25 protein-coding genes are annotated in these 26,819 nt (G+C 71.7%); 14 read left to right on the forward strand and 11 right to left on the reverse strand.

From position 1 onward, the window contains the following. Window positions 1–4 precede the first annotated feature (4 nt). Window positions 5–1,504, forward strand: a complete 1,500-nt coding sequence (locus tag GVL03_RS08670) for an amidohydrolase family protein (RefSeq protein ID WP_159500595.1) — start codon at window positions 5–7, stop codon at window positions 1,502–1,504. 21 nt (window positions 1,505–1,525) lie between these two features. Here the strand turns inward: GVL03_RS08670 and GVL03_RS08675 are convergent, their stop codons facing one another. The 3 genes from GVL03_RS08675 to GVL03_RS08685 are packed head-to-tail and all read right to left on the reverse strand — an operon-like array spanning window position 1,526 to window position 5,477. Beyond that, complete coding sequence (locus GVL03_RS08675; RefSeq protein WP_159500596.1) at window positions 1,526–2,959, reverse strand: M20/M25/M40 family metallo-hydrolase; 1,434 nt, start codon at window positions 2,957–2,959, stop codon at window positions 1,526–1,528. Continuing rightward, complete coding sequence (locus GVL03_RS08680; RefSeq protein WP_159500597.1) at window positions 2,956–4,332, reverse strand: dihydroorotase family protein; 1,377 nt, start codon at window positions 4,330–4,332, stop codon at window positions 2,956–2,958. Before GVL03_RS08680 ends, GVL03_RS08675 begins: the two co-directional genes overlap by 4 nt. Then, window positions 4,329–5,477, reverse strand: coding sequence for an FAD-binding oxidoreductase (locus GVL03_RS08685; RefSeq protein WP_159500598.1), 1,149 nt, complete (start codon window positions 5,475–5,477; stop codon window positions 4,329–4,331). The genes GVL03_RS08680 and GVL03_RS08685 overlap by 4 nt, the downstream gene beginning before the upstream one ends. A 103-nt stretch (window positions 5,478–5,580) precedes the next feature. On the opposite strand from GVL03_RS08685, the gene GVL03_RS08690 reads away from it, so the two are divergent. Further along, window positions 5,581–6,747 carry a pyridoxal phosphate-dependent aminotransferase gene (locus GVL03_RS08690; protein ID WP_159500599.1) on the forward strand — a complete coding sequence of 389 codons (1,167 nt, stop codon included), beginning with the start codon at window positions 5,581–5,583 and terminating at the stop codon, window positions 6,745–6,747. A 105-nt stretch (window positions 6,748–6,852) separates the two neighbouring features. On the opposite strand, the gene GVL03_RS22615 is transcribed toward GVL03_RS08690, so the two are convergent. Next, window positions 6,853–6,975 carry a hypothetical protein gene (locus tag GVL03_RS22615; RefSeq protein WP_306770323.1) on the reverse strand — a complete coding sequence of 41 codons (123 nt, stop codon included), beginning with the start codon at window positions 6,973–6,975 and terminating at the stop codon, window positions 6,853–6,855. Between the two features lie 324 nt (window positions 6,976–7,299). On the opposite strand from GVL03_RS22615, the gene GVL03_RS08695 reads away from it, so the two are divergent. The 9 genes from GVL03_RS08695 (at window position 7,300) to GVL03_RS08735 (ending at window position 18,073) form a co-directional block, all read left to right on the forward strand. Beyond that, on the forward strand, window positions 7,300–8,664 hold the full coding sequence (locus GVL03_RS08695) for a M20/M25/M40 family metallo-hydrolase (RefSeq protein WP_159500600.1): 1,365 nt from the start codon (window positions 7,300–7,302) through the stop codon (window positions 8,662–8,664). After that, window positions 8,657–9,658, forward strand: a complete 1,002-nt coding sequence (locus GVL03_RS08700) for a phosphotransferase (protein ID WP_159500601.1) — start codon at window positions 8,657–8,659, stop codon at window positions 9,656–9,658. The genes GVL03_RS08695 and GVL03_RS08700 overlap by 8 nt, the downstream gene beginning before the upstream one ends. Next, the gene (locus tag GVL03_RS08705; protein WP_235038080.1) at window positions 9,655–11,007 is read left to right on the forward strand and encodes an aspartate aminotransferase family protein; all 1,353 of its coding nucleotides are present in this window, start codon (window positions 9,655–9,657) and stop codon (window positions 11,005–11,007) included. Before GVL03_RS08700 ends, GVL03_RS08705 begins: the two co-directional genes overlap by 4 nt. After that, window positions 11,004–11,741 carry an ATP-binding cassette domain-containing protein gene (locus GVL03_RS08710; protein WP_200847115.1) on the forward strand — a complete coding sequence of 246 codons (738 nt, stop codon included), beginning with the start codon at window positions 11,004–11,006 and terminating at the stop codon, window positions 11,739–11,741. The genes GVL03_RS08705 and GVL03_RS08710 overlap by 4 nt, the downstream gene beginning before the upstream one ends. A 2-nt stretch (window positions 11,742–11,743) precedes the next feature. Then, window positions 11,744–12,793 carry an ABC transporter permease gene (locus tag GVL03_RS08715; RefSeq protein WP_159500602.1) on the forward strand — a complete coding sequence of 350 codons (1,050 nt, stop codon included), beginning with the start codon at window positions 11,744–11,746 and terminating at the stop codon, window positions 12,791–12,793. Between the two features lie 83 nt (window positions 12,794–12,876). Next, window positions 12,877–13,893 (forward strand): substrate-binding domain-containing protein, encoded by a 1,017-nt coding sequence (locus GVL03_RS08720; RefSeq protein WP_159500603.1) that lies wholly within the window; start codon window positions 12,877–12,879, stop codon window positions 13,891–13,893. A gap of 96 nt (window positions 13,894–13,989) precedes the next feature. Next, window positions 13,990–15,711, forward strand: a complete 1,722-nt coding sequence (locus GVL03_RS08725) for an amidase family protein (protein WP_235038081.1) — start codon at window positions 13,990–13,992, stop codon at window positions 15,709–15,711. Window positions 15,712–15,778: 67 nt separating this feature from the next. Continuing rightward, window positions 15,779–17,203 (forward strand): amidase, encoded by a 1,425-nt coding sequence (locus GVL03_RS08730; protein ID WP_159500604.1) that lies wholly within the window; start codon window positions 15,779–15,781, stop codon window positions 17,201–17,203. Between the two features lie 75 nt (window positions 17,204–17,278). Further along, window positions 17,279–18,073, forward strand: a complete 795-nt coding sequence (locus GVL03_RS08735; RefSeq protein ID WP_159500605.1) for a DeoR/GlpR family DNA-binding transcription regulator — start codon at window positions 17,279–17,281, stop codon at window positions 18,071–18,073. 7 nt (window positions 18,074–18,080) lie between these two features. Here the strand turns inward: GVL03_RS08735 and GVL03_RS08740 are convergent, their stop codons facing one another. The 5 genes from GVL03_RS08740 to GVL03_RS08760 are packed head-to-tail and all read right to left on the reverse strand — an operon-like array spanning window position 18,081 to window position 22,893. After that, entirely contained in the window at window positions 18,081–19,274 is a 1,194-nt protein-coding gene (locus tag GVL03_RS08740) for a M20/M25/M40 family metallo-hydrolase (RefSeq protein ID WP_159500606.1), read from the reverse strand. Continuing rightward, window positions 19,271–20,425: a hypothetical protein gene (locus GVL03_RS08745; protein WP_159500607.1), complete on the reverse strand. Its 1,155-nt coding sequence runs from the start codon at window positions 20,423–20,425 to the stop codon at window positions 19,271–19,273. Before GVL03_RS08745 ends, GVL03_RS08740 begins: the two co-directional genes overlap by 4 nt. Next, complete coding sequence (locus tag GVL03_RS08750; protein ID WP_159500608.1) at window positions 20,422–21,084, reverse strand: transcriptional regulator; 663 nt, start codon at window positions 21,082–21,084, stop codon at window positions 20,422–20,424. Before GVL03_RS08750 ends, GVL03_RS08745 begins: the two co-directional genes overlap by 4 nt. Further along, window positions 21,081–21,833, reverse strand: a complete 753-nt coding sequence (locus tag GVL03_RS08755) for a glutamine amidotransferase (protein WP_159500609.1) — start codon at window positions 21,831–21,833, stop codon at window positions 21,081–21,083. The genes GVL03_RS08750 and GVL03_RS08755 overlap by 4 nt, the downstream gene beginning before the upstream one ends. A gap of 16 nt (window positions 21,834–21,849) precedes the next feature. Then, window positions 21,850–22,893: a phosphotriesterase gene (locus tag GVL03_RS08760; RefSeq protein ID WP_159500610.1), complete on the reverse strand. Its 1,044-nt coding sequence runs from the start codon at window positions 22,891–22,893 to the stop codon at window positions 21,850–21,852. Between the two features lie 240 nt (window positions 22,894–23,133). Between GVL03_RS08760 and GVL03_RS08765 the strand changes: the two genes are divergently transcribed. The 3 genes from GVL03_RS08765 to GVL03_RS08775 are packed head-to-tail and all read left to right on the forward strand — an operon-like array spanning window position 23,134 to window position 25,891. Continuing rightward, complete coding sequence (locus tag GVL03_RS08765) at window positions 23,134–24,159, forward strand: LacI family DNA-binding transcriptional regulator (RefSeq protein WP_159500611.1); 1,026 nt, start codon at window positions 23,134–23,136, stop codon at window positions 24,157–24,159. Continuing rightward, window positions 24,156–25,295, forward strand: coding sequence for a M20 family metallopeptidase (locus GVL03_RS08770; protein WP_159500612.1), 1,140 nt, complete (start codon window positions 24,156–24,158; stop codon window positions 25,293–25,295). Before GVL03_RS08765 ends, GVL03_RS08770 begins: the two co-directional genes overlap by 4 nt. Beyond that, the gene (locus GVL03_RS08775) at window positions 25,292–25,891 is read left to right on the forward strand and encodes a DUF1349 domain-containing protein (RefSeq protein WP_159500613.1); all 600 of its coding nucleotides are present in this window, start codon (window positions 25,292–25,294) and stop codon (window positions 25,889–25,891) included. Before GVL03_RS08770 ends, GVL03_RS08775 begins: the two co-directional genes overlap by 4 nt. 60 nt (window positions 25,892–25,951) lie before the next feature. Here GVL03_RS08775 and GVL03_RS08780 read toward each other — a convergent pair whose 3' ends face one another. Continuing rightward, a complete protein-coding gene (locus tag GVL03_RS08780) occupies window positions 25,952–26,374 on the reverse strand; it encodes a TA system VapC family ribonuclease toxin (protein ID WP_159500614.1) in 423 nt (140 codons plus the stop codon). Continuing rightward, window positions 26,371–26,619 (reverse strand): ribbon-helix-helix domain-containing protein, encoded by a 249-nt coding sequence (locus GVL03_RS08785; RefSeq protein ID WP_159500615.1) that lies wholly within the window; start codon window positions 26,617–26,619, stop codon window positions 26,371–26,373. Before GVL03_RS08785 ends, GVL03_RS08780 begins: the two co-directional genes overlap by 4 nt. Window positions 26,620–26,819 lie beyond the last annotated feature (200 nt).

A 26,819-nucleotide genomic window follows, 5' to 3' on the forward strand; every position in this document is an offset into this window, starting at 1 on the left:
CCACGTGGAATCGCTCATCATCGGCAGGTCCGTCGTCATCGGCGTGGCCGACGGGATCCCGGACGTCCGCCAGAACACCGCCCTGCGCCAGGTCGACGGCGTCATCGTGGAGATCGGCGACGCCGACGAGCAGCGACGGGCCCATCCCTCGGCCGAGATCGTCGGGAGCGACCGGCATCTGGTGACCCCCGGATTCGTCGACAGCCACCACCACGTGGGGCTGACCCCCCTTCAGCTCGGCGTCGAATCCGAGAGCCTCGAGCTCTGGAGCCTGATGCGGATGGTCGCCCCGAACGTCGATCCCTATCTGGACACGCTGGTCTCGGGCATCGAGCTGCTGAAGTCGGGGGTCACGACCGTTCAGCACCTGCACGGACGGCTCCGCGCCGACCCGCGCACGATGACCGGCACCGACGCCAAGATCCTCTCCGCGTACGAGCACATCGGCCTGCGCGCGAGCTACTCGGTGGGCGTCACCGATCAGAACCGCCTGTTCGCCACGGACGAGGACGCCCTGGTGGCAGGGCTGCCCACGCCGCTGGACAGCGAGATGGCCGAGTGGCTCCGGGTGCGCCGCATCCCGGCGGCCGCTCAGCTGGAGAACGGCTACACGCGCCTGCGCGAGCAATGGCACGGGCGCGCCGGCGGGCGCATCGCCATCCAGCTCGCTCCCTCGAATCTGCACTGGTGCAGCGACGAGGCTCTCGAGCTGATCGGCGAGCTGTCCGAACGAGACGGCGTGCCGATGCACATCCACCTGCTCGAGACGCCGTACCAGAAGAGCTACGGCCGGCTTCGATCGCCCCGGGGAGCGGTCGGGCACCTCGACTCGCTCGGCCTGCTCAACGAGCGGATGACCCTCGGCCACGCGGTGCACGCGACTCCGACGGATGTCGCCATGATCGCCGGATCCGGCGCGTCGGTGTGCCACAACCCCAGCTCCAACCTGAGGCTGAAAAGCGGCGTCGCGCCCGTCGTGCGCTATCTCGAAGCTGGTGTGCCCGTCGCTCTCGGCATCGACGAGGCCGGGCTCTCGGACGATCGCGACATGCTGCTGGAGATGAAGCTCGCCTACAACCTGCACCGTGCGCCGGGGATCGGGAGCCGGGTGCCCACGGTCGAGGAGGTCTTCGAGATGGCGACGTCGAACGGCGCGGCGACCACCCCGTTCGCGGGCACGATCGGCACGCTGGAGGTCGGGATGGCCGCCGACCTGGTGGTCTTCGACGCCGCCTCGATCGCGGGGGCCTGGGCGCATCCGTCGTTGTCGCCGCTCCAGCTGGTCGCGCATCGGGGCAGGCCCGCCGACGTCGACACCGTGATGGTCGCCGGACACGTGGTAGTGCGCGGCGGCCGTGTCACGACGCTCGACGAGGCCGACCTCGCCCGGGAGGTCGCCGCATCGGTCCGCATCGACGAGCAGGCCGCCGCGTCGACCCGCGTCGTGAGCGAGGCCCTGATCCGTCTCGCCCGGGAGCACTACGCCGGCTGGCTGACCGACTGAGGCCGGAGCCGGCCCGGGCGGTCAGCGCTCGTCGCCCGAGGCGAGCAGGAGGGCGATGGCGCTGGTGAGGCGCGCGGCGGCATCCAGGTCGACGAACTCGTCCGGCCCGTGCGGGCTGCTCTCCGAGGTCACGACCCCGAGCGGAAGGATCGGCGTGGCCGGGAACCGCGCCGCGAGCATGCCGAGGACGGGGATCGTGGCGCCTCCCCCGCAGCGGGCGGGGGGAACGCCGTAGACCGTGCGGCCCGCCCGCTCGAGGTCGAGCTCGAGGCCCTCGGGCACGGAGACGAGCCATCCGGGCTCCGCCGCGACGACATCGAGCGACACGGTCGCCCCCGCCGGTGGCGCGCTCTCGAGGGCGGACCTCAGGGCGTCGACCGCTCGTGCCATGTCGACGAGCGGGGGCACCCGGATCGACAGCCGGACGGTGGTCTCCGGGCGGATGACGCTGCCCGCCTCGCCGGTGGGCGGCATGCCGGAGACGCCTGTGTAGGCGATGCTCGGCGTCCAGCACTGGATGACGAGTTGCTCGAGCGCGGTCGCACCGGTGGCGCGCACGCCGGGCAGCAGCGGCAGGCTCTCCGAGATCGCGGGCGTGAGGCGGGCCTGGGTCGCGAGATGAGCGCGCTGATCGTCGGGCATCGCCGTCTGCAGCTCGGGCACGAGCACCTCGCCCGTCTCGACGTTCTCGATGCGGTCCAGGAGCGCGCGAAGGATGCGGAAGCTCGAGGGGGCGATCCCGCCGGCGAGGCCGCTGTGCACGCCCTCGGCGACGACCGCGACACGAAGGTCCGCCACGATGATGCCGCGCATCGAGGTGCTGAGCCACAACCGCTCGCCGTCGGGCACGAAGGCGTCGAGGCAGAGGACCAGCGACGGAGTGCCGATGATCCGGCCGGCCAGCTCGAGCGTCTCCGGCAGGTCGACGCTGCTGCTCTCCTCGGAGGTCTCCAGGAGCACGACGATCCGGGGATGCGCGCGGCCCGCCTCGATCAGTGCTTCGACCGCGGAGACGGCCACGAGCGCCGAGAACTTGTCGTCGGAGGTCCCCCGGCCGTAGAGCCGCCGGCCGACGAGCCGAGGCTCGAACGCGCCGGAGAGGCTCCAGCCCTCACCGGGGGGCTGGACATCCAGATGGCCGTAGATCAGCACCGGACCGTCGGAGACGCCGGTGCGGCCGGAGTTCCCGGCCGAGGCGGGGATGTCGATCAGCAGTGAGCTCGTGCCGTCGGGCACCTCGATCAGCTCCGTTGACAGCGACACCGATCGAGATGCCGCCCACGACGACACGGCCTCGACGACGAGGGACAGCGCGCCGTGGTCACGCCAGTCCGGGTCGAAGGCGGGAGAGATGCTGGGGATGGCGACCATGCGGGCGAGTTCTGCGGGGAGACGCCGCGCCCAGGCCTCCTCCACCCCGCGCTGCAGGCGGTCCGTCCATGTGCCGGAGTTCACCACTCGGGTTCGGTCCTCTCTACGGGGCGGGCATCCCGCAGCTCGTGGTCGACGCCGTCGACGACGGCATCCGAGCCTCGGCGGATGACGCGCCGGATCGATCCTGCCAGTCTGCGGCCGCCGTACGGGCTCGCCGCGGTCGCCGGACCGGGGGGATGCTCCCGGAGCTCGCCTCGACCGCGGGGATCGACCACCACGAGGTCGGCGTCGAAGCCTTCCAGGATGCGACCCTTGCCGATCAGGCCGAAGGCCTCGGCGGGGCCGCGGGAGGTGAGCCGGACCAGGTCGGCGGCCATGAGCCAGCCCCCCGCGATGACCGCGTCGATGAGGATCGGCGCCATCGAGTCGATGCCCGGTAGCCCGTTGCCCGCGAGCGCGAAGTCCGTGTGCTCCTTCTCCTCGGCGCTGTATCCGCAGTGATCGCTCGCGATGACGTCGATCCCCGAGTCGGAGTCGGCGGCGAGCTCGCGCATCCTGGCCATCGAATCCGGTCCGCGCAACGGCGGAGTGACCCGGCCGAGAGCGCCGAGGGTGCGTCCCGAGTCGAGGTCGAAGTAGTGCGTGCAGCTCTCGCCCCGCACGCGGGTGCCCCAGGCGCGGGCGCGCGCCACCGCATCGACGGCCCGGTCGGACGAGAGGTGCGCCACGTAGAGGCGGGCGTCGACGGCGCGGGCCGTGGCGGCGGCGAGCGCGACGGCGGCCGCCTCGAGATCGGCGCTGCGGCGGCGGTCGTGCTCCCCGAGCGACTCAGGGGTTCCGTAGCGGCCGTCGAGGACCGTGATCACCTCCCCCGGCTCGGCGTGCACGATGACCGGGATGCCGGTCTCGGCGCCGGCGAGGAGTATCTCGGTGAGACCGGCCAAGGTGCTCCGCACCCGGTCGTCGGCGTGGGACAGGAACGCCTTCACCGCGACGACCCCGCCGACGGTGAGCGCTTCGATTATCTGAGCCGACAGGAGTGCTGAGCGGTGGCCGGGAGCGCCGGCCATGTCGATCCGGTCAGGGGTGATCCGCAGGTGGTAGCCGAAGTCGGACGCCGCGTCGCGACTGTCGGCCGCGTTGCGGCGAACGGCTTCGGCGAGCGTCTCGTCGGGCGTCGGATACAGGTGGTTCAGCACCGTGGTGACCCCGCCGAGCACACCCTCGCGGCCGACGCTGCTCATCGACTCCGAGTGGATCGGATGCACATGGGCATCGATGAATCCGGGCAGCACCCACATCCCGTCCAGCGGCAGCAGGGAATCGCCGTCGCTCAGGGCGATGCTGCCGGCAGGACCGAGCCCGGCGATGCGGCCGTCGTCCACGAGGATGTCGACGGTGCCGAGCTCTGGGCGGTCGGGGAGAACGCCTCCGCGCAGGATCCGTCTGCTCATGCGACGTCCGTCCCTGACGGGGCGGAGGTGAAGCGATCCGGACGGAGCGGGCTGAGATCGATCGTGCCCCACGATCCGGTGGAGACCACGGCCGTGACCGCTTCGCCCGTGGACAGCCCGTGCATGAAGCCGTGACCGCCCAGTCCCACCGCGTGGAAGACGCCCGCCATGTGGGGGTCCGCGCCGACGATCGCGCGGTCGTCCGGCGTGATCGGGTAGCACCCGACCCAGCCGTCGGTGATCGGGAGGTCCGCGACCGCCGGCCAGCGGTGCCCGAGCGTGGCGCGCAGCGAGTCGGTCAGCGGCCACGTGACGTCGGTGTCGGTGCGATGATCCTCGTCTGCCGACGAGGTGCTGAGCAGGAATCCCCCTCCTTCGCCCCGGAGGTAGAGGCGTCGCGACCGTTCCATCACGTTCGGGACCTTCGACGGCTCGATGCCCGCGGATTCGCCGGTGAAGAACTGGTGCTGGCGTCGGGGCCCGACCGGGAGGGCGGTGCCGAGCATCCGCCCCACCGTGGCGGCGCCGAGACCCGAGGCATTGACGACGATCTCGGCGCCCAGCCGCTCGCCGTCGGCGAGCGCGACCCCGGAGGCCTGTCCGATGCCGTCGCTCTCGATGTCGACGACGCTCGCCTCCTCGCGCAGCACCACGCCTTCGTCGACCGCGAGCTGCATCAGCAGCCGGGTCACGTGCTGGGGTCGGGCATAGCCGTCGGCCGGGGTGAACCGTGTCGCCAGGAGGTCGTCGGTGGCGATGCCCGGCACGAGGGCCCGGAGCTCGGCGCCGTCGAGGTCTCGGATGTCGAGTCCGAGATCGCTCTGGAACCCCCGTCGTGCGTTCAGCTCGGCCGCGGCGGCCTCATCGGAGGCGAGAAGCACGAAGCCGACCCGCCGGAATCCGAAGTCGACGCCGGAGCGGGCCTGGATCTCGTCGCGGATCTCGTGTGACCGCATCGTGAGGAGGGTCTCCTCGGGATGGGCGAACTGGCTGCGGAAGGCGCCGGCAGCGAGGCGGGTCGCACGATGCCCGACGGTGCCCGCTTCGACGACCGTCACCTCATACCCGGATCGGTTCAGGTGCAGCGCACACGAGGCGCCCACGATCCCGCCCCCGATCACGATGACCGGAATCCTCTGAGTCACTGCTGACCTCTGCTCTTGCTCGACGTGCGTCCGGGCTTCCCGACCGACGATGTAGTGTCCACTGTAGTACTCAACATTTGCAAGGATGACCAAGGAGCGACGAGTGCCGGCCATACGCACCGCAGAACGACTCGACGCCGAGACGGGTTCGGCCACGATGGAGTTCTCGGCCGCGCTGGCTCGAATCCGTGCTCGAGGGGTCGACGTGGTCGACCTCGCCGGTGGGGATCCGGACTTCGACACCCCGGTGCACGTCGTCGAGGAGGCCGTGCGATCGCTCCGAGCCGGTCGCACCCACTATGGGCCGGCGGCCGGCGTGCCCGCGCTCCGGGAGGCGATAGCGCGATCGGAAGCGGGTCCGGACCGCAAGCCGGACGATGTGCTCGTCACCGCATCCGCGAAGTACGCGCTCTTCGTCGCTCTCCAGGCCGTGCTCGATCCGGGCGACGAGGTGATCGTGCTCACGCCGGGCTGGGTGAGCTATGGCGCGATGGTGCGCCTGCACGGCGCGGTGCCCGTCGAGGTGCCGCTGGACGCGTCGTCGGGGTATCGGATCGACATCGAGCAGCTGCGGTACGCGATCACCCCTCGCACGAAGGCCGTCATCCTGAACACCCCGAGCAATCCCACGGGACGGGTCTGCACCGCCGACGAGCTCGCCCGGCTCTGCGAACTGGCCCGGCAGTTCGATCTCGTCCTCGTCAGCGACGAGGTCTACGCACGGCTCGTGTTCCAGGGAGAGCACGTCTCGCCCGCCGCCATCGCGCCCGAGCGCACGATCGTGATCAACGGACTCTCCAAGTCCCATGCGATGACGGGCTGGCGCCTCGGCTGGCTGGCGGGTCCGCCGGCGATCGTGAGGAAGGCCACGATCGTCTACCAGCACACCATGTCGTGCACCCCCACCTTCGTGCAGGATGCAGCCGTGGCAGCGCTCACGGGCCCGCAGTCCTGCGTGACCGAGATGACCGAACGCTACCGGCTGCGCCGTGATCGCGTCTGCGCTGCGCTGCAGGGACTGCCGGATCTCTCGTTCGCACGGCCGCAGGGCGCCTTCTATGTCCTGCTCGACGTCGATGCGACGGGCCGGAGCGGAGCGGCTGTGAGCGCCGCACTCATCGAGCAGGCCGGGGTCGCGCTTCTTCCCGGCGGCGGGTTCGGGCACGGCTGGGAGAATCATCTCCGTCTCTCGTTCGCGACCCCGGACGACCGGCTGGATGCGGGCATCGAGCGCTTGTCGGATGCGTGGGGGCGGATCTCGTCCACGTAGTGCCCGTCCCGCGCTCGCCGCACCCTCGCCCCTGATGGCGCCTGTATCCTGCGACGGCGCGCGGGACTTCGGCAGCCATCGCAGGAAACCGGCGCCACGCGGAGACTAGAGACCCCATGGGGGACCGGTGAGCACGACGCGATGGATGCCGTCGGCAAGGCCTCCGAGCACGATCGCCGTCGCGCGTCCCACCGCGTCGGCGGCCACGAGACCGGGGCAGATCGGCATCGAGAAGAAGCAGACGTCGTAAGAGGCGCGATGCGCGAGACCGAGCTCCGTCGAATCGGCACGTCCTCGGCTTCACGGCGCGCAGATCGGCGGATTCGACGGAGTTGTGCGCGTGCGCCCGGCGGATCACCCCGCCGCCGCTCGAGGCCGAGCACGCCATGTGCCCTACCGATCCCCGCACATTTGACACCGGCACGCGCACGTTTCGCCGCTGTTTCGTGACGGTAAAAAATCAGACCAAAACAGATCAAGACGATCATAAAAAAGTATCGTCATGATCATCAACAGATCGATCGCGATCCCTCCCGACCTCAGGAGATCCCCGTGACGCTCACCTCCGACGACATCCGCACCTCGGTGCTCGCCGCTGTCGCGAACCGCTTCGACGCCTCGGTGCAGCTGCTGCGCGACATGGTCGACCTGCCGAGCGTGGGGCCGTGGTTCGGCGAGGCGCCCGAGGTCACCGGCGAGGGAGCCGTCCAGGCGTTCCTCCGTCGACGTCTCGAGCACCTCGGCGCCGACGTCGACCAGTGGGAGCCGTCCGCCGAGGCCCTGGCCCATCACGCCGGCGGGCCGGGCTACTTCGCCGACCGCGACTTCACGGGACGCCCCGACCTCGTCGGGACCTTCGCCCCCACGGTCGAGGGAGCCGACCCCGACGCGCCCGTGCTGATGTTCCTCGGCCACTGCGACGTCGTGCCGGGCGGCGGCGGGTGGACCATCGGCGCCCCGTTCGCCAGCACCCTCACGGACGACCGGGTCTACGGCCGCGGCACCTGCGACATGAAGGGCGGGATGGCGGCGGCGCTGGCTGCGATCGAGGCTGTGCGGACGGCCGGCGTGCCCCTCGTCAACCGCGTCGCGTACGCGTCGGTCACCGAGGAGGAGACCGGCGGCATGGGGACGCTCGCCCTCGTCGACCGCGGCTATCGTCCGGGCATCGGCATCGTCATCCCCGAGCCGACCAGCCTGAAGGTCGCGCCCCTGTGCCGGGGAATCCTGTGGGGCGAGATCACGATCGCGGGCAGAAGCGGCCACATCGAGATCGAGCAGCCCTCCTGGGAGGACGGCGGAGCGGTCGACGCCATCGCGTACGGCCGCCGGCTCATGGACGCGATCGATCGGCTCAACGCGACCTGGCGCACCCTCCCCGAGAAGAACCACCGCCACATGCCCCTGCCGTGCCAGATCAACCTGGCCGTCATCGACGCGGGGACCTATCCCAGCGCGTGGGCCGACTCCTTCACGGTGCGCTTCGACATCCAGTACCTGCCCGCGGAGCTCGACGAGCGCGGCGGGGGCGGCGTGGTGCGCGCGCAGATCGAGCGGATGCTCGCCGAGTTCGTCGGCGACGACGCCTGGCTGATCGCGAACCCGCCGGTGCTGACCTGGCTCGTCGACGCCGACTGCGGCGAGACCGACGACACCGAGCCGATCGTCACCGCTCCGCTCGCCGTGATGCGCTCGCTCGGCATGGACCCCGTCGTCGAGGGCGTGACCGCGCACACCGACATGGGCCTGCCGATCAAGGCGGGCGTCCCCGCGGTCACCTTCGGCCCCGGCTTCCTCAGCGTCGCCCACCAGCCCGACGAGTTCCTCGATCTCGACGAGTACCGCAGGGCGATCGAGATCATGGCGCTGACGATCGTCGATCTGTGCGGAGTCCCCGACGGTGCGACGGATGCCTGAGGCCGCCGTGATCGCTCGCCTCGACGCCCGGGATCCCGACGAGACGAGCGTGCTCCTCGCGCACTGGAACGTGCGCGGGATCACCGAGGTCCGCGACACCGCGAGCGAGGCGGACCGCACGACGCTGGTCTTCGCCCGGTCGGGCGATGTCGTGCTCAAGTCCTTCCCCGACGGCAGCGACGCGGCGCACATGCAGGTGGCCCTGCTCGCTGCGGCGGCGCGCGCGGCGACGCCGCTGCCCGTTCCGGCGCTGCTGATCGACGAGCGCACCGGATCGCCGCTCGACCCCGCGGGCACCACGTTCGTCGCGACCCTGCGTCCCGGCATCCCCCTCGAGGACGCCGAGCTCACCGCCTCCCTCGTCGACGCCATCGCCGCCGCGCAGGCCGCGCTCCTGGACGCGCTCCGCGGTGTCGACGCGTCCGCTGCCCGCGTGCCCGACACGAACGACTGGTCGCTCGACGCCGTGCTGCGCCACGCGCCGCTCGTCGACGTCCACCTCGACGCCGAGCTGAGCCGCATCGCGCACCTCGTGATCTCCGACTACCGCGATCGGGTCTCGCCGATCCTCGCGGGGATGCCGCGGCAGGTGCTGCACGCGGACTTCAACCTCTCGAACCTGCTCGTCACCGACGGCGCGCTGACGGGGATCATCGACTTCGGCGACGCGGTGCGCGCCCCGCGCGTGTTCGACGTCGCCGTGACCGCCGCCTATCTCTCGATGCGCCTGAGCGCGACCGACCACCCGCTCGTCGAGCGCTACCTCGCCCGCATGACCGGGCGGTGCGCCCTCGACGACGCCGAGCTCGCGGTGCTGCCGACGCTGATGCTGTGCCGGGTGGTCATGGCGCTCGTGCTCGGCCGCGAGACCGCGCAGAGCTCTCCCGAGCGCGCCGCGTATCAGCTGCGCTACGACGCGCTCGCGACGCGCCTGCTCGCGCACGCCGCCCTCCCCCCGACCGACGACCACCCGCACGGGAAGAAGCACCAGTGACAACGACCACGCCCGCCGGCGGCCAGATGATCAACAAGTTCGATCCGGCCTCCGCCGACGCCCTCTCCACCGCCGACCGGGCCCTGCTCGCCCGCCGACGCGCGACGCTCGGCGACATCTATCCGCTGTTCTACGAGAGGCCCGTGCACGTCGTGCGCGGAAGCGGCGTACGCCTCCTCGACGCCGACGGCGTCGAGTACCTGGACGCCTACAACAACGTGCCCGCCGTGGGCCACGCCAATCCGCGCGTGGCCGAGGCGGTGCACCGTCAGCTCACACGGATGAACACGCACACGCGCTACCTGCAGGACGGCGTCGTCGACTACGCCGAGCGCTTCCTCGCGACCTACCCGGCACCCCTCGACCACGTGATCTTCACGAACTCCGGATCGGAGGCGAACGACCTCGCGCTCACGATCGCGGCGTGGCGCACCGGCCGACGGGGAGTGATCGTCACCCGCATGGCCTACCACGGCACCACCGCGCTGCTCGCCGGCGTCTCCCCCGAGAACGGGCCGTCGATGCCGCTCGCGCCGTACGTGCGCGTCGTCGACGCACCCGACACCCATCTGCACGGCGAGCACGCCGCCGAGGTCTTCGCCGACGGCGTATCGGCCGCGATCGCCGACCTGCAGGCGTCCGAGTTCGGCGTCTCGGCGATGCTGATCGACACGATCCTGTCGACGGACGGCATCTACCCGGGCGAGCGCGGCCTTCTCGCCGAGGCGTTCCGCCGCGTGCAGGCCGCGGGCGGGCTCGTGATCGCGGACGAGGTGCAGCCGGGGATGGGACGCCTGGGCGAGCACATGTGGGGGTTCCAGCGCCACACGGACGCGGTCGACATGGTGACCTCGGGCAAACCGCTCGCGGGCGGGATGCCGATCGGGAGCCTGGTGCTCTCGTCCGACCTCTCGGACGGCTACGCCCGGGACCACCGCTACTTCAACACCTTCGGCGGCAACCCTGCCTCGATCGCGGCGGCCACCGCCGTGCTCGACGAGATCGAGGACCGCGGTCTCGTGGCCGGCTCGCTCGAGGTCGGCACGCTGCTGCGGGAAGGCATCCGCGCCGCGAGCGCCGGCAGCGCGCTCGTCGGCGACGTGCGGGGGTCGGGGCTGTTCGTCGGCGTCGAGATGCTCGGCGCCGACGGGCAGACCCCGCGCGACACCGCCCGCCTCATGGTCAACGGCCTGCGGGATCGGCACGTGCTGATCTCGGCCGTCGGCCTGACCGGGCAGGTGCTGAAGGTGCGGCCCCCGCTCGTGTTCACGGCGGAGGACACCGCCGAGTTCCTGTCGGTCTACGGCGACGTCCTGGCGGACGTCGAGAAGGAAGGAGCCGGATCTTGAGCGAGGAAGTGCTCACCATCACCGACGTCGGCAAGAGCTTCGGCGCGGTCACCGCGCTGCGCGACGTCAACCTGTCGGTGCGCGCCGGGGAGATCGTGGCGCTGCTCGGCGACAACGGCGCGGGGAAGTCCACGCTGATGAACATCATCTGCGGCTCGCACGCCGCCGACGTCGGCTCGGTGAAGGTCAAGGGCGAGAGCCTCTCCTCGCTCGCCGACGCCAGACACCTCGGGGTCGGCGTCGTCTACCAGGACCTCGCGCTCGCCCCGGATCTCAGCGTCACCGAGAACCTCTTCCTCGGCAACGAGCTCGTACACCGGTTCGGGCCGTTCGCCTTCGTCGACCGTCCCCGGATGCGCCGTGAGGCCACGCGCGCGATCGAGCATCTCGGCATCTCCACGCTGCGCGACGTACGCCTGCCCGTCGTCAGCCTCTCCGGAGGTCAGCGCCAGGTGCTCGCGGTGGCCCGCGCGATGAAGTGGGCGAAGCACATCATCCTGCTCGACGAGCCGACGGCCGCCCTCGGCCCGAAGCAGGTCGGCATCGTGCTCGACTCCATCAAGCGTGCCGCCGACCAGGGCCTCGGGGTCGTGCTCGTCTCGCACGACATCCCGAGCGTGCTCAAGCTCGCCGATCGGGTCGTCGTGCTGCGTCACGGCACGATCGCGGCCGATCTTCCGCCCGCCGGGCTCACCGTCTCCGAGGTCGTCACCGTCATGGTGGGAGAGGACTGATCATGACCGAGTCATCGACGTCCGTGCTCGACGCCGCGGACTCCACGTCCCCCCGCGGCTCGACGACCAAGCACGGGATCGCCCGCGTGCTCTCCAACCGCGCGGTCCAGATCATCCTGGTCGAGATCGTGCTGATCGCGATCTTCCAGGCGCTCTCGCCCGGTGGTGCGTTCCTCAGCGAGGCGAACATCCGCGGCATGGCGCTGACCGCGTCGCAGGTGCTCCTGCTCGCGATCGGCCAGGCGGTCCTGATGTCGGCCGGCCAGATCGACATCTCGCAGGGTGCTGCGGTGATCCTGTCCTCCGTGTTGTCGGGCCAGCTGATGATCGCACTCTCGGGCACGCTCCCGGTGCCCGTGGTGCTCGTGGTGGGACTGCTCATGGCGATCCTGATCGGGGCGGTCATCGGCGCCGTCAACGGCGTGATGGTCGGCATCGTGGGAGTCAACGCGCTCGTCGCGACCCTGGGCATGCTCTCGGTCGCGACCGGGATCGCACAGGTGATCACCGGGGGAGTGAACCTGTTCGGCATGCCCCGCGAGCTGCAGACCTGGTTCGGCGCCATCTCGTTCGGCGCCCTGCCGCTGCCCATGCTCCTGAGCCTGGTCACGATCGGCGTCATCTGGATCTGCTACCGCTTCACCCCGTGGGGCACGCACACCCTCGCGATGGGCTCGAACAAGCTCGCCGCCCGCCGCGTGGGCATCAAGACGCTGCGCAACACGATCTTCATCTTCGTGCTGTCGTCGGGCCTCGCCGGACTCGCGGGCTTCATCGACCTGGCCCGCTACTCGACCACCAACATCTCGGGTCACCTCAACGACTCGATGGCGGCCATCGCGGCGGCCCTCATCGGCGGGACGGCCCTCACCGGGGGCCGGATCAGCTTCCTCGGCGCGATCTTCGGCGCGTTCCTCGCCATCATCCTGCAGTCGGGGCTGGTCATCGTGAACCTCTCGCCCTTCTACCAGACCATCGCGATCGGAGCCATGCTCCTCGTCGCGGTCAGCTTGGACCGCAGCAGCCGCAGGGCTGCCAAGCAGGGCGGCTAGTCCGCCCGGATCCGAGCATCGAGCACCACCCGCCACACCCACCGCGCAACACCCACCCTCGCAACGTCCATCAAGGAGAAGAAATGACTCACAGCGTGCGCACCCGTCGTAGCTGGCTGCTCGGTTCCGGAGCGGTCCTGGCCGTCCCCCTGCTGCTCGCAGGCTGCTCGTCCACCGCCGATCCCGGATCGTCGGAGAGCGGCGACACGAGCGACATCACGATCGCCATGGTCACCCCCGAGAGCACCGGCGAGTTCTACGGCGCCATGTACTGCGGCGCCCAGGCGGCCGCCGAGGAGCAGGGCGTGACCCTGAACATCCAGGGCACGCCGGGCACCTCGAACGAGGAGCTCATGCAGGTCCTGCAGTCCGTGCTCGCCACCGACCCCGACGGGATGCTGCTCACCGTCTGGGACAACAACGCCTTCAACGCCACGATGGAGCCCTACACGGCGGAGGGCCATCCGCTCGTCATGCCGGACTCGTTCCTCTCGGACGACAACTACATCCAGAGCATCCGCACCGACAACTACCAGTCGTCGTACGACGCGGCCGTGCAGTCGCTGACCGACTTCGACGTGACGGAGGGCAAGGTGCTGATCGTGACGGATGCACCGGGCAATGCGGTGCAGTCCGCCCGCGCCGAGGGCTTCCGCGACGCGATCGAGGAGGAGTCCGACCTCGAGGTCCTCGAGTTCCAGTACGTCGGCGGGGACGCCGCCGAGGCGTCGCAGGCGGTGTCGTCGGCGCTCGCAGCCAACCCGGACCTGAGCCTGGTGTTCTCCACGAACATCGGCGCCGGCACCGGTGCCGCCAACGGCATCCGCACCGCGGGATCCGAGGCCGTGCACGTCGGCTTCGACACCGCGTCGGCGCAGGTCGAGGAGCTCCGCGAGGGCTCGTACGACGCGCTGATCGCCCAGAGCCCCTACCAGCAGGGCTACGAGGCGACCGCGCTGATCTCACAGATCCTGAAGGGCGAGGTCGACGCCGACTCCATCACGGAGCAGGTCGTCTGGTCGCCGTGGGCCCTCGTGACGGCCGACAACGTCGACACCGACGAGATCGCGCCGTTCCTCTACACGGCCGAGTGCAGCTGACCGACCGGACGGACCGGTGCTCGGCGGGACGCGAACCCGCCGAGCACCGCCCACCCCTCTTCCTCCTCATCCCCCGCGTCATCCGTGAAGGCATCCATGAGCCGTGACACCGCCGACGGGCCCGAGACCGCCGCCCCCCTCGCGATGCCGTCGATCGCAGAGACCCGCGCCCGGCTCGGATCCGGCGCGACCACCTCCGCCGCCCTGGCCGAGTCCGTGCTTGCCCGCCTCACGCTGATCGACGACCGTCGCCCCGGCGGACCGTCGCTCGGCGCGGTCCCCGTGCGGGATCCGCGTCTCCTCGCCCACGCGCGGACCCTCGACGACGAGCGCGCGTCGGGCCGTGTGCGCGGCCCCCTGCACGGGGTGCCGTACACCGTGAAGGACAGCTTCGCCGTCGAGGGGCTCCCCCTCGCCGCGGGCTCGCCCGCCTTCGCCGACCTCGTCGCCCGTCGCGACGCGATCGTCGTCGAGCGGCTCAGGGCCGCCGGGGCGCTGCTCGTCGGCAAGACGAACATGCCGCCCATGGCGATCGGCGGGGGCCAGGCCGGCCTCCACGGCCGCACCCGGAGCCCCTATAATCCCGACTGGCTCGCCGCCGCCTGGCACTCCGGATCCTCGATCGGCTCCGCGGTCGCGGTCGCGGCGGGGCTGTGCTCCTTCGGCATCGGCGAGGAGACGGTCTCGTCGGGCCGCTCTCCCGCCTCGAACAATGCGCTCGTCGCCTACACGCCGTCCTGGGGCGTCATCCCGAGCGCGGGCAACTGGCCGCTGCATCCGCACCGCGACGTGGTCGTGCCGCACACGGTGTCGGTCGCCGACATGCTCGACGTGCTGGCGGCGATCGCGGGTCCCGATCCCCGCGATCACTGGCAGCGGCAGGACGCGGTCGACGTGTCGGCCGCCGCCGACGCCGCGGCCGCGCTGACCTCGCACGCCGTGACCGGCGGGGGCGCGGACGAGCTGGCCGGCCTGCGCATCGGCGTTCCCCGCCTGTATCTCGGCGAGGACTCGGGCGACGTGGCGGGGATCCCGCTGCGGCCGTCGATCCGCGCGCTGTGGGAACGCGCCGGGGCGGTGCTCCGGGCGTCCGGCGCAATCCTGGTCCCCGTCGACTTCCCGCTCGTCGAGGCGTACGAGGGCCGGTCGGCGTCACGAGCCACCCTCGAGCAGGAGGGGCTGCTCTCCCCCTCGTGGACCCGGTTCGAGCTCGGCGACCTGCTGACCGCCGCCTGGCAGGAGCATCTCGACGTGTTCGGCGACGGGCGCACACTCTCCTCGGTCGACCCGGCGCTCGTGCGCCCGACCCCGCCGGGGGCCCTCGACGACGCGGCCGGCGATCCGCATCCGGGCCGTGACCGCTTCGACTTCGCCCGCATCCTCGCCGCTGATCCCCCGTCGCCGGAGCGCATCGCCGAGGTCGCCGATCCGGCGCTGCGAGGCCTCGTCACCGCCCGCGAACGCCATTTCGACGATTGGATGCGGGAACAGCGCCTCGACCTCGTCGCCTTCCCCGCCAACTCCGACGTCGGGCGCTGGAACACCGACGTCGACGGCGACTCCGCCGCGGCCTCGTGGGCCGACGGGACGATCTTCTCCACGATGAACCACGCGATGCGGCGCGTCGGGCTGCCGAGCGTCACCCTGCCGATGGGCGTGATGACCGACATCGGCATGCCCGTCGGCCTGACCCTGCTCGCCCGCGCCTACGAGGACGTCGAGCTGCTGCGGCGGGCCGGCGCGGTCGAGGCGGCCCTCCCCGCACGCGTCGCCCCGGTCGCGCTCGTCCCGCCCCGGACCACCCTCCGCGATACCTGATGCCCTGCCCGCCGCCCGCCACCGACCGCTCCGCGCACCGGGAGACACCATGACACCGGGAGACACCATGACCGAGACCGCCGCCGAGCCGCCCCTCTACTTCTGGACCGCCACGAGGCTGCGCGACGCCATCCGCGACGGAGAGCTGAGCGCTGTCGAGGTGATGACCGCGTTCCTCGACCGGACCGACGCCACGAACGACGCCGTCAACGTCATGGTGCACCGCCTGCCCCGGGAGGAGGCCCTCGCCCTCGCCGCCGAGGCCGACCGCGCGCGCGAGGCCGGCGAGGCCCTCGGCCCCCTGCACGGGCTGCCGATCGCGATCAAGGATCTGGTGGACGTCGCGGGCATGCCGACCTCGCGGGGATCCCGCGCGTTCGCCGGCCGCGGCCCCGCGGACGCCGACGTGCCGCACGTCGCGAAGCTGCGGAAGGCCGGCGCGCTCGTCATCGGCAAGACGAACGCGCCCGAGTTCGGCGTCGGCACGGTCACCTGGAACGACGTCTTCGGCATCACCCGCAACCCGTTCGACCTCGACCGGCACGCGGGCGGCTCCACCGGCGGCGTCGCCGCGGTCGCGGCCGGCATGCTGCCCTTCTGCGACGGCTCCGACTCCGGCGGCAGTCTGCGCTACCCCGCCTCGTTCTGCAACGCGGTGGGGCTGCGCACCACACCGGGCGTCGTCCCGGCCGTCGCGGGCGGCGGCTCCTGGTCGCCCCACTCGGTCAACGGACCCGTCGCCCGCACCTGCCGCGACGCCGCGCTCCTGCTGACGGGCATGTCGGGCTCCGACGAACTGAGCCCGCTGTCCGCCCGCACCCGGCCGACCGCCGAGCTCGGCGCTCCCCGCACCGCGCCCCTGCGCGTGGCCTGGAGCGAGGACCTCGGCGAGCTGCCGATCTCGGCGCAGGTGCGGACGGTGTTCGCCCAGACCCGCGCCAGGCTGGAGGACGCCGGGGTCGAGATCGTCGACGCCGACGTCGACTTCTCCGGCGTCGGACGCGCGTGGGAGATCATCGAGCTCGTCGGCTGGTTCTCGCTGCTCGGCCGGGACCCGATCGACCACCCCGAGAAGTACCGCGACGACTTCGCCCGCAACGTGTCCGAGGCATCCGGGTTCTCGACCGCCGAGCTCATCGCGGCCGAGGATCGCAGGTATCGCCTGTTCGCCGCGTTCGCCGAGCTGCTGCGGAGCTTCGACGCGTTCGTCTGCCCCGGCGCTCCGGTGGTCGCGCCACCCGCCGAGCTGCCGTGGGTGCCGCAGATCGAGGACGAGCACTTCGACCGCTACTTCCAGTGGCAGCGGCTCGCGTGCCACCTCGTGATGACCGGGCATCCGGTGCTCGCGATGCCCGCGGGCTTCACGTCCGAGGGGCTGCCGGTCGGGATCCAGGTCGTCGGCCGCTACGGCGACGACGTCGAGCTGCTGGCCGTCGGCGAGCAGCTCGAGCTGATCCTCGACGTCGTCGACGTGCATCCCGAGCTGGGCTGACCGTGGGGCACATTCCCACACCGGATACTGTTCGTCAGGAGATATGCGCGATGCCGCATCGGAAGGGATCTCTGCGTGGGTGACAAGAAGCAGCGCCAGCAGCGCATCATCGAGCTTCTGGAGCAGGGCGGCAAGGCCGAGACGGCGGCCCTCGCCGTGCAGCTGGGCGTGACCGAGCTGACCATCCGCCGCGACATCGACCAGCTCGACCAGCAGGGGATCGTGCGCCGCGTCTACGGCGGAGCGGTGCTCAACTCGGGCCGGAGCTTCGAGCCGCCGTTCGCGATACGGATGAAGTCGAACGTCGAGGGCAAGAAGGCGATCGCGGCCGCGGCCGTCGACCTCATCCCCCGCGGGGCGAACATCGGGATCGACTTCGGCACCAAGGCGTACTACGTCGCGCTCGAGATGCGACGCCGGCACCTGCAGGTGCTCGCCGCCCCCACGAGCGTGCAGGTGATGGAGGTGCTCGGGCGGGACTCCGACATCCGCGTGCTCGCGCCGGGCGGCGAGCTCAAGCCCGGAGAGCTGAGTCTGCGCGGTTCGGCGGCCGAGCAGTTCTTCCGCGAGCACCGGTGGGACGTCGCGCTCGTGGGCGTGGCCGGCATCAACGCCGAGGCGAACGTGATGTCGGACTACGACGAGACCGACGCGCGGCTGAAGGCGGCGATGGCCTCGACCGCCGACCGGGTGATCGTGCTCGCCGAGAGCCGGCACCTCGGCGTGATGTCGTTCGCGCCGGTCGGTCCGCTCGACGACGTCTCGGTCGTGATCACCGACGCCCGGGGCGAGAACGAGACGCTCACCGCGCTCGAGCAGCGCGGCATCGAGGTCATCCGCGCCCTGGGGGACGACGAAGCGCGCGCGTAGGCCCCGCCTACAGGATCCCCGGGCGCGCGAAGCGGTCCGCACGCGGCAGGGTGTCGACGAGGCGGCGGGCGAGTCCGACCGTCCACGCGACGTTGCCCGCGATGCCCTCGTTGGGAAGGTCGTCGGGCTGGTGCAGCCGGTGCAGGTCGTTGAACGTCAGGAAGGCGCTCGGCACGCCCGCCCGGTAGAACGACGCGTCGTCGGTGCCGGTGGTCGGCGGAAAGCGCGAGACGACCGTGAGATCCGGCCGGGATGCCGCGGCGTGCTCCACGATGCTCTCGTGCAGTGCCGTGTCGAAGGTCTCGGGCGAGGCGAACGCCTCCAGGAACGATCCGCGTCCGAGGCCGTCGATGTTGAGCACGAAGTCGAGGTCGGCGATGCCGTCGGGCGACCCGGGGGCCAGGGCGTCCGCCGCATCCGCCTGCGCCACGTAGTGACGCGAGCCGCCGAGGTGCCATTCCTCGGCGGTGAAGAACACCACCCGCACCGAGCGCACGGGCGGTGTGCGGGTCCACTCGCGCAGCAGCTGGAGGAGGGCGATCGTCCCGCTGCCGTTGTCGTAGGCCCCGACCGTGTTGAAGAACGTGTCGTAGTGACCGCACAGGAGCGCACGGCCGTCGCCCGTCCCGGACACGTCGACGATGAGGTTGTCGCCCACCGCGTCGCCCCCGCGGTGGGCGTCGCACGCGACCTCGACGCTCGGATGCCGGTCGTCGCGGATCCACTCGGTGAGCTGCCGTGCGTCGAGGTGCCCGATGGCCAGGTGCGGCAGCTGCGCATCCGATCCCGCGGGCAGCGGCTGCGGAGACGCCGGACCGTCGTCGCGACCGTGCAGGTAGGCCACCGCACGGCCGTCGCCTCCGAGCACGACGAAGCGCTGCCAGGTCTGCGAGTCGCCCCACAGCCCCTGCGGTCCGAGCTGCTTCACCCGGCCGCCCACGGTGCCCTCCGCGCCTCCGCTGCCGAGCATCGGCCACGCCGGCAGCGTCCGGATCAGGGGGTCGACGACCGTGACCTGCGAGACCGTTCCGGGCCGCCATCCCGGCAGCCGGACGGACTGCCGCGCGAGCGCGAGCCCCGCCGCGACGAGCTCCGACTCGAGCCAGTCGGCCGCCGCCCGGATGCCGGGGTCGCCGTGGAAGCGCGGACCGTACGAGACGAGCTGCTGGAGGTCGGCGAGCGCACGGGCGGGCGAGGTCATGACGCCACCACGGCCGGAGGACGGACAGCGTCGGGGTCCACGTGCACGAGCTGCCGCGCGATGTCGTGCACGGCGGCGCGCGGACCGCGGAACCACCAGCTGGAGAAGCGGTCGCACACCGGCCGGCCCGTGCCGTCCGCCGTGCGGACGGCCGCCACGGGCGTTCCGCGCGCCTCCATCTCGGCGAAGCCGCCGAGTCCGCCGTCGTCGTTGTAGATATGCAGGGCGTCGCCGCGGTGACCTCGTCGGGCGTCGGGCTCCTCCGCGTAGTCGAGCCCCGGATGCACCGGGCCCGAGCGTATGAAGAGCACCGCACGACCGTCGCCGACGTCGCGAAGATACCCCAGCCGGCCCGAGACGTGCGCGGCGGCGAAGCCGATCTTGAAGCGATCGGCGCCGGTGGCCTGCACCGCGCTGCCGCCGGGGGCGTCGCGCAGCAGAGCGCCCACGGGCTCGTAGTAGTCGGTGACGCGCATGCCGGGCGCCCCCGCCACGAGCGCGGTGCCGCCCGCGATGACCTGCAGCAGCATCCACGACTCGGCGGGCAGCGGCGCGGCGGCCAGCTGCGAGAGGGTGATCTCGGTCGCATAGCCGGCGAACTCGACTCCGGCGGCCGAGGCGTCGGTCAGCTGTCGCAGCGGATGCGGGGTCGCCCGCACCCGGATCGTCATGTCGAACGAGGCGTGCGCGCCGCCGCTCGCGTGCGCCGCGAGCCGCGCGTGCCGGTGCATCGTCGGCTCGCCGTCGTCGCCGAAGAGCACGTGCTCGCCGGGGTCGAGCGAGCGGGGCATCGTGTAGGTCTCCCAGTAGCGGTCGCGATCCGGGATCATGTACTCGATCTCGGGGCCGATCCACACCCGGTCGCCGCCGACGTTCCATGCGCCGCCGTCGTGCAGCGCGGCGAAGGCGTCGGCGTCCGCGAAGGCCTCCGGCAGCCAGGACTCGGAGGCGCCGGCGCCGAAGAACGGCCCGTACACCCGCGCGCCGTACGACGACACCACGATCGAGGCGTCCGCCCCGACGGAGAGACGGCGGAACGGGATGCCGCGCTCGGTGAGGCGCGCCTCGACGGTCACGAGATCCGGCACGCGCGGATGCTCCGGGGCGCGGGGCACGGCGGACGACTCAGCGCCGGTCAGCTCGGCGGTCATGCGGCATCCTCTTCATCGGTTCCGGAGGCGTCATCGGCTTCGGCGGCGGCGTGGAAGGCGTTCTCGGCGGCGAGCATGCCGGCGAACCAGGCGTCGAGCTCGGCGTCGCCGACCTCGTCCTCGGGGATGCGGTCGACGAGCGACCGCCAGAAGGCGGCCTGCTCCGCGAATCGCGCGGTGGCGTGCAGGTCGATCCAGCCCTGCAGCGCCGCGGGACGGATCGCGTCTCGAGCGGCGGCCGCCGCGCACCACCTCGCGTAGAGGGTCTCGGCGGCGGCGAGGCAGACCGTCACCGCCGGTGCACCGTGCGCGTCGGCGAGCGCGAGGGTGTGACGGGAGAGCACATCGTGGGCAGCCGGAGGTGCGCCGAGAACGCTCGCCGTGCCGGCTCGGGCCGCCGCGAGGTGCGCGCGCTGCGCTCCCTCGAGATCGGCGCGGGTCTCCGCCAGCCGCCGCGCCGCCGCCGCATCCGTCTCCGCCACCGCCACGACCTCGACCAGGCGCGCCGCGGTGTCGACGAACCCCTCCTCGAGCACGAGGTAGCGCGCGAAGACGGCCGGCGGCACGGTGCCGTCGGACATCGCCCGCAGCAGCGGATGGTCGGCCGCGAGCGCGAGGGCGGCGGCGCAGCGCTCGAGGAGGGACGACGATCGGGTCATGGCCGCTCCGTCACCCACCGGACGATGCCGTTGAACAGCTGCGCATAGCCCGGCCACTCGTCGCAGAAGGCGGGCGGTGCCCAGTGCGGCGAGCAGTCGCTCGTGAAGACCGCGGATCTGCCCTCGCCGTATTCCCCCACCGCGACGAGCGGGTCGCCGCCCATCGTCGCGAGCACATCGGCCCCGTCCTTCGGGATCGTGCGGTTGTAGCCGAGCAGCGCCGGCCACTCCGAGCCGGCGCCGCCGATGGCGGGGTGCTCGACGTCGAGCACCGTGGGCACGACGCCGGCGGGGCGCTCGACCCGGTCGTCGCCCGGGAGCAGCTCGACGGGCAGCACGGCGGCGAGGTCGGTCTCGCGGTACGCCGCGAGCGCCTGGAAGCCGGTGAACGAGAGGTAGCCGCCGATCATGACGAGCGCCCCGCCGCCGGCGACCCAGGCCGCGAGCTCCTGCAGGCGATCGCGGCCGGGGATCGAGCGGTCGATCACGTCGGGGGCGAGCTGCACCGAGTTCGCGCCGATGTCCGAGAGCACGACGACGTCGAACGCGCCGAGCTGCTCGGGGGTCTCGGGGAAGTCCAGCGGCACGCGATGGCCGGGCATGTGCACCACCTCGTGACCTCCCGACTCGAGGGCCGCACGCAGCTGCGCGACGCCCTCGACGTAGGAGTGCAGGGTGAACGCGTCGACGCCCTTCGTGTGGGTGCTGGTCGTCATCCAGCTCTCGCCGGCGATCAGGATGCGGGACATGGGTTCCTCTCGGTGCTCAGTCGTGCGCCGCGAGCTCGAAGAGCCGGCGCACGTTGGTGGTGTTGACGGATCGGACGACGGACTCGTCGACGCCGAGGTCGATGAGGCGGTCGAGGAAGATCGCGGGGATGTAGGCGAGGCCGTTCCCGCCGTTCTTGCGCAGCATCCCCTTGAGGAAGAGGTCGTGGCTGAACAGCAGACGGTCGCCGAAGCCGGCATCGGCGAGGCGCTTGATCGCCGCCGCGCTCTCGGCGGGGCTGGGCGACTGGCCCTCGCCGGGCAGCGTGAAACGGTAGGGCATGCCGATCATGTCGAACTCGAGCCAGACGCCCCGGTCGGCGAGCGAGCGCTGATAGCCCGGGTCGCCGCCCGACGGGTCGACGTGGCAGAGCACGACGGCGGCGGGATCCACGCCCTCGTCGCGCAGCACGACGTCGAGCACGCGCCCGCCGTGACGGACGAACCCGGGCAGGTGGATCCACATCGGGAGGCCGACCGCCCGCTGCACGCGGCAGGCCGCGCGCAGCGACCTCTCCTCGCGCGCCGTGAACGCCGGTGAGACGCCGATCTCTCCGATCACGCCCGATCGCGGGCCGTCCGTGTCGTCGACGCGGGCGTAGTCGGCGACCAGGAGCGCCGCCATCGCGTCGACGTCGTCGCCCGCGGTGACATCCGGATGGAACCGCTCCAGGTACCAGCCGCCGCCCGCGATGATCTGCACGCCGGTGCGCTCGGCGAGGGCGGCGAGCCCGCGACGGTCGCGGCCCTGGCCCTCGGCGGTGACCTCGATCACGGTCGATCCGCCGAGAGAGCGGAAGTGGGAGAGCTCCGCGGCGGCGTCGTCGGGCACGTCGAGCACGCAGTTGTCCTTCGACGCGTACGGACGATCGCGCAGCAGCCACGCGACGTCGGGGGTCACCGGTGCCTCGAAGAGCTCGGGGAACTCGGGGTCCGGCACCAGGCCACCGGCCTCGATGCTGTTGAGCAGGTGCTCGTGCGGCAGCACGAACCCCAGCCGATCACTGCCGATCACACCCGTGACGGTGCGGACCTCCGCCATACGGCGCCCCTTCCGGATCGCGAATCGAGCGGACACGTCGATTCGGCGTATGGGACTCGGCAACGGGACGTGGGATATGGGATATGGGATATGGGACAACGATTGCCGAGTGTTGTTGCCCACCAGCGTGGTCGCTTCTCGTTTCCGTGGCGATCACCCTGTGTTTCCGGTGCGTAAAGCCCTGAGGGGAACGGCAAAGGATTTCCCTCCTCTGCGCCACGCACCGGGTAGCGTGTGAGGGTGAGAACGGTGACCTTGGCCGACGTGGCCGACGCGGTGGGGGTCTCGCCCTCGACGGTCTCGCGGGTCCTCACCTCATCGCGACCGGTCGCCCCCGAGATCGCGACCCGGGTGCGGGAGGCCGCGACGCGACTCGGATACTCCGGCAACGGCATCGCACGGGCGCTGCGCCGGAGGCGGACCGACACGGTCGGCATGGTCGTGCCGAGCATCCTGAACCCGTTCTTCACGAGCCTCGTCGACGGCCTGGAGCGCACGCTCCACGACGAGGGGAAGCAACTGCTGCTGTGCGACTCGCGGCAGGACCCCGACGTCGAGGCAGAGCACCTGCGGGCCCTCGTGGAGCGGCACGTCGACGGCGTCGTGGTGAGCCCCTGCGACGACGTCGCCAGCATCCCCGCCGTCGCCCGCACGGCCGCCGCCGTGCCGCTCGTGCAACTCGACCGGCGCGTCGAGGTGGACGGCACGGACTGGGTCGGTCTCGACGACCACCGCGCGCTCGGGATGCTCCTGGAGCACCTGCGCGACCGGGGCGCCCGGGTCGTCGCGTTCGTGACGTCCGAGATGACGAACTCCTCGACGGTCGATCGCGCGCGAGGCTTCCGCGAGAACGCCGCGCTCCTCGGCCTGCAGGTCGCCCCCGACGGCATCGTGCTCGGCGAGTTCTCCGTCGCCAGCGGCGAGGCCGCCGTGCGCACGCTGTTCGCGCGCCCGCAGCGCCCCGACGCCATCGTGTGCGCCGACGACCTGATCGCGATCGGCGCGCTGCGCGCCTGCCACGACCTCGGGCTGCGGGTGCCCGAGGAGGTCCAGGTCACCGGCATCGACGACATCGAGTTCGCCACGTACGTCTCCCCCACCCTCACCACGCTCGCCCAGCCCACCGCGCGCATGGCCGCGGAGGCCCTTCGCCTCCTCGGCCTGAGGGCGGCGATCTCCGACGGCTCGGCGCACGCGATCGAGGCCACCCGGCTCGCCTTCAGCCCTCGGCTGGTCGAGCGTGAGAGCACGAGGAGCCTGCCGTGATCGACGTGCTCGACGACGGCTCCGAGGGCACGTCCGAGGTCGTCCGACTTCTGCGATGGCTGGTGCAGCAAGAGTCGACCACGGGCGGCGCGGGCGAGCGACGGGCCCTCGCCGCGGTCGCCGAGCGCATGCGCGAGCTGGTCGGCGCATCGGGGGTCGTCAGCGTCGCTCCCGACCGGGACGCCTGCCTGGTGCGGCCCACGACGGATGGCGGGCCGGTGCTGCTCTTCGCCTGCCATGTCGACACGGTTCCCGTCGGCGATCCGGAACGATGGACGCATCCGCCCCTCTCCGCGCGCATCGTCGACGGCCTGCTCCACGGCCGCGGCAGCTCCGACATGAAGGCGGGCCTGGCCGCGGCCATGTGCACCGTCGCCGACGGTCTCGCCGCCGGCGCGCGCGTCGCGCTCGCCGTGACGACGGGCGAGGAGGCCGGGTGCCTGGGCGCTCCCTCTGCCGCCCAGCTGCTCGCGGGCACGGATGTCGCCGCCGTCGTGATCCCCGAGTCGACCGGCAACCGGATCGCGCTCGGGCATCGCGGCGCGTACTGGCTGACGGTGTCGGCCGCGGGCGTCGCGGCGCACGGGAGCACTCCGGAGCGAGGGCGCAACGCCGTGCTCGCCCTCGCGTCGACGCTCGGCGAGCTCGAGTCGCTGCCGCTCAGACGACACGACGATCTGGGCACCGAGTCGGTCAACGTCGGCGTCTTCTCCGGCGGTCTCGTGCACAACATCGTGCCCGCGCACGCCAGCGCCGCCGTCGACCACCGCATCGTGCGGCCCGATGCGAGCGCGCTGCACGCGTGGTGGGCCGAGCGGGTCGACGAGGTGAGGGTCGACCTCGAGCTGGCGCCGGTATGGTCCTCGTCCGACGACGCCTGGATCCGGAGGCTTCCCGCGGCCGTGTCGCCCGATCCCGTGGCCTACTTCACGGATGCCTCGGTGCTCGTGGGCCGTCTGCCTGAGGGGACGCCGATCGTCGTGTGGGGGCCAGGCGACCCGGCCGTCGTCCACAGCGTCGACGAGCACGTCGCGGTGACCGCCGTCGAGGAGGCGCTCTCGCTGTTCCGCCGGGCCGTGGCCGATTGGCCGAGCGCGGGAGCCGCTTCCGACTCTCGGGACATGAGCCGCCCATGAGCGTTCGCGTGCCGGGGCTGCCCGAGCTCTCCTGGACCCACGGCGAAGGCGACGTCCGGGTCGTCGACGACACGCTGATCCTGACGTCGGCGGGCCACGTCGACTGGACGAACGACGCGACCGGCCGTCATCCGTTCCAGCACGCCGCGACGAGCCTCGGCTTCGCCGTGGACGGGGACTTCGTGCTCTCCGCCCGCGTGCGCGTGCCGGGCCGCAGGACGACGTTCGACGCCGGCGCGCTGACCCTGTGGAGCGGACCCGACCACTGGGCCAAGCTCTGCTTCGAGCTCTCCCCGCAGGGCGAGGCGATGATCGTCAGCGTGGTCACGAACAGGTACTCCGACGACGTCGACTCCACGGTCGTCGCCGACGATCACGCGTTCCTGCGCCTGGCTCGCATCGGCGAGGCGTACGTCTTCCACTCCTCGTCCGACGGCCGCACCTGGCGGTTCGTGCGCCTGTTCCGGATGACGACCGATGGTCCCTTCGCCGCCGGGCTCATGGCGCAATCCCCCCTCGGCGAGCGCTGCGTGGCCGAGTTCGCCGACATCCGTTTCGAGGAGCGCACCCTGCTCGAGCTTCGCGACGGCAGCTGACGCGGCGGGGTGCACGACCGCGCCGCAGTGAGGCGAGAGCCCGGCCGCGTCGCAGGAGCGCTACTCGGGCGTGACGATCTCGATCCCGTCGAAGCGGCGGAAGTCGCGGTCGAAGGTCGCGACGGGACAGCGATGCGCGAGCGCCACGGCGGCGATATAACCGTCGGGCACGAGGTTCGCCGACGCATCCGATGTCGCGCACAGTCGCAGGAACGGCTCGATCCCGTCGACCAGCCCTGACACATGGCGATAGCCCGCCGCGCCGACGACAGCGCGCACGAACTCGGACGCATGCTCGATCGTGGACGGCGTCTCGAAGATCCGGCCGTTCGTGACGATGCGCAGAAACCCCGACCACACCGCATCCGGCACGATCACGAGGTCCTCGGTCAGCGCTCGGCCGAGGAATGCGAGCGCCCGCTCGTGGTGGACGTGCTCTGCGAGATGCGCGGCCACCAGCACGTTCACGTCGACGACGATCATGCGGCGTTGCCACCCGGTTCGTCGAGGGCATCGTAGAGCGCGCGATTCGATGACGGGTCGATCCCGGGCCGCAGCCGGCCGCCCGGGAAGACCGGCAGGCTCACCGGCTCGCCCACGCGGGGAGGTGCCGACAGATGCTCACGCAGCGCCTCTTCCACATAGCGGCCCAACGTCACGCCGCGCTGCTGTGCCCGCTGCTTGGCCCGGTCGAGCAGCGCGTCGTCGATGGAGAGGGTAGTGCGCATGATGCCGACCATATCGCATCACCTGCATCATCCTGGATCATCCCGGTTCCAGCAGGCCGCGTAGAGCCATGACGGAGCCCCCATCCTGCACTGGCGCCTGATACTCCTGCCGCCGCTACAGGAGACTGGCGCCAGCGTCCTCATCCCGCTGTCGTGAGACCCGCCTCATGTCATGGGACACGGTCAGCTGGGCGAGCCCA

Origin of the sequence: Microbacterium sp. 18062 (assembly GCF_902706225.1) — a bacterium.
In the GTDB taxonomy this organism is placed as follows: Bacteria; Actinomycetota; Actinomycetes; order Actinomycetales; family Microbacteriaceae; genus Microbacterium.

Coding starts and splice junctions, on each gene's coding strand:
- GVL03_RS08750 (WP_159500608.1), bottom strand. CDS start 21,084: ATGACCCGATCGTCGTCCCTCCTCGAGCGCTGCGCCGCCGCCCTCGCG.
- GVL03_RS08730 (WP_159500604.1), top strand. CDS start 15,779: ATGACCGAGACCGCCGCCGAGCCGCCCCTCTACTTCTGGACCGCCACG.
- GVL03_RS22615 (WP_306770323.1), bottom strand. CDS start 6,975: ATGCCGATCTGCCCCGGTCTCGTGGCCGCCGACGCGGTGGGACGCGCG.
- GVL03_RS08720 (WP_159500603.1), top strand. CDS start 12,877: ATGACTCACAGCGTGCGCACCCGTCGTAGCTGGCTGCTCGGTTCCGGA.
- GVL03_RS08700 (WP_159500601.1), top strand. CDS start 8,657: ATGCCTGAGGCCGCCGTGATCGCTCGCCTCGACGCCCGGGATCCCGAC.
- GVL03_RS08680 (WP_159500597.1), bottom strand. CDS start 4,332: ATGAGCAGACGGATCCTGCGCGGAGGCGTTCTCCCCGACCGCCCAGAG.
- GVL03_RS08740 (WP_159500606.1), bottom strand. CDS start 19,274: ATGACCTCGCCCGCCCGTGCGCTCGCCGACCTCCAGCAGCTCGTCTCG.
- GVL03_RS08760 (WP_159500610.1), bottom strand. CDS start 22,893: ATGGCGGAGGTCCGCACCGTCACGGGTGTGATCGGCAGTGATCGGCTG.
- GVL03_RS08775 (WP_159500613.1), top strand. CDS start 25,292: ATGAGCGTTCGCGTGCCGGGGCTGCCCGAGCTCTCCTGGACCCACGGC.
- GVL03_RS08745 (WP_159500607.1), bottom strand. CDS start 20,425: ATGACCGCCGAGCTGACCGGCGCTGAGTCGTCCGCCGTGCCCCGCGCC.
- GVL03_RS08780 (WP_159500614.1), bottom strand. CDS start 26,374: ATGATCGTCGTCGACGTGAACGTGCTGGTGGCCGCGCATCTCGCAGAG.
- GVL03_RS08725 (WP_235038081.1), top strand. CDS start 13,990: ATGAGCCGTGACACCGCCGACGGGCCCGAGACCGCCGCCCCCCTCGCG.
- GVL03_RS08755 (WP_159500609.1), bottom strand. CDS start 21,833: ATGTCCCGCATCCTGATCGCCGGCGAGAGCTGGATGACGACCAGCACC.
- GVL03_RS08785 (WP_159500615.1), bottom strand. CDS start 26,619: ATGCGCACTACCCTCTCCATCGACGACGCGCTGCTCGACCGGGCCAAG.
- GVL03_RS08715 (WP_159500602.1), top strand. CDS start 11,744: ATGACCGAGTCATCGACGTCCGTGCTCGACGCCGCGGACTCCACGTCC.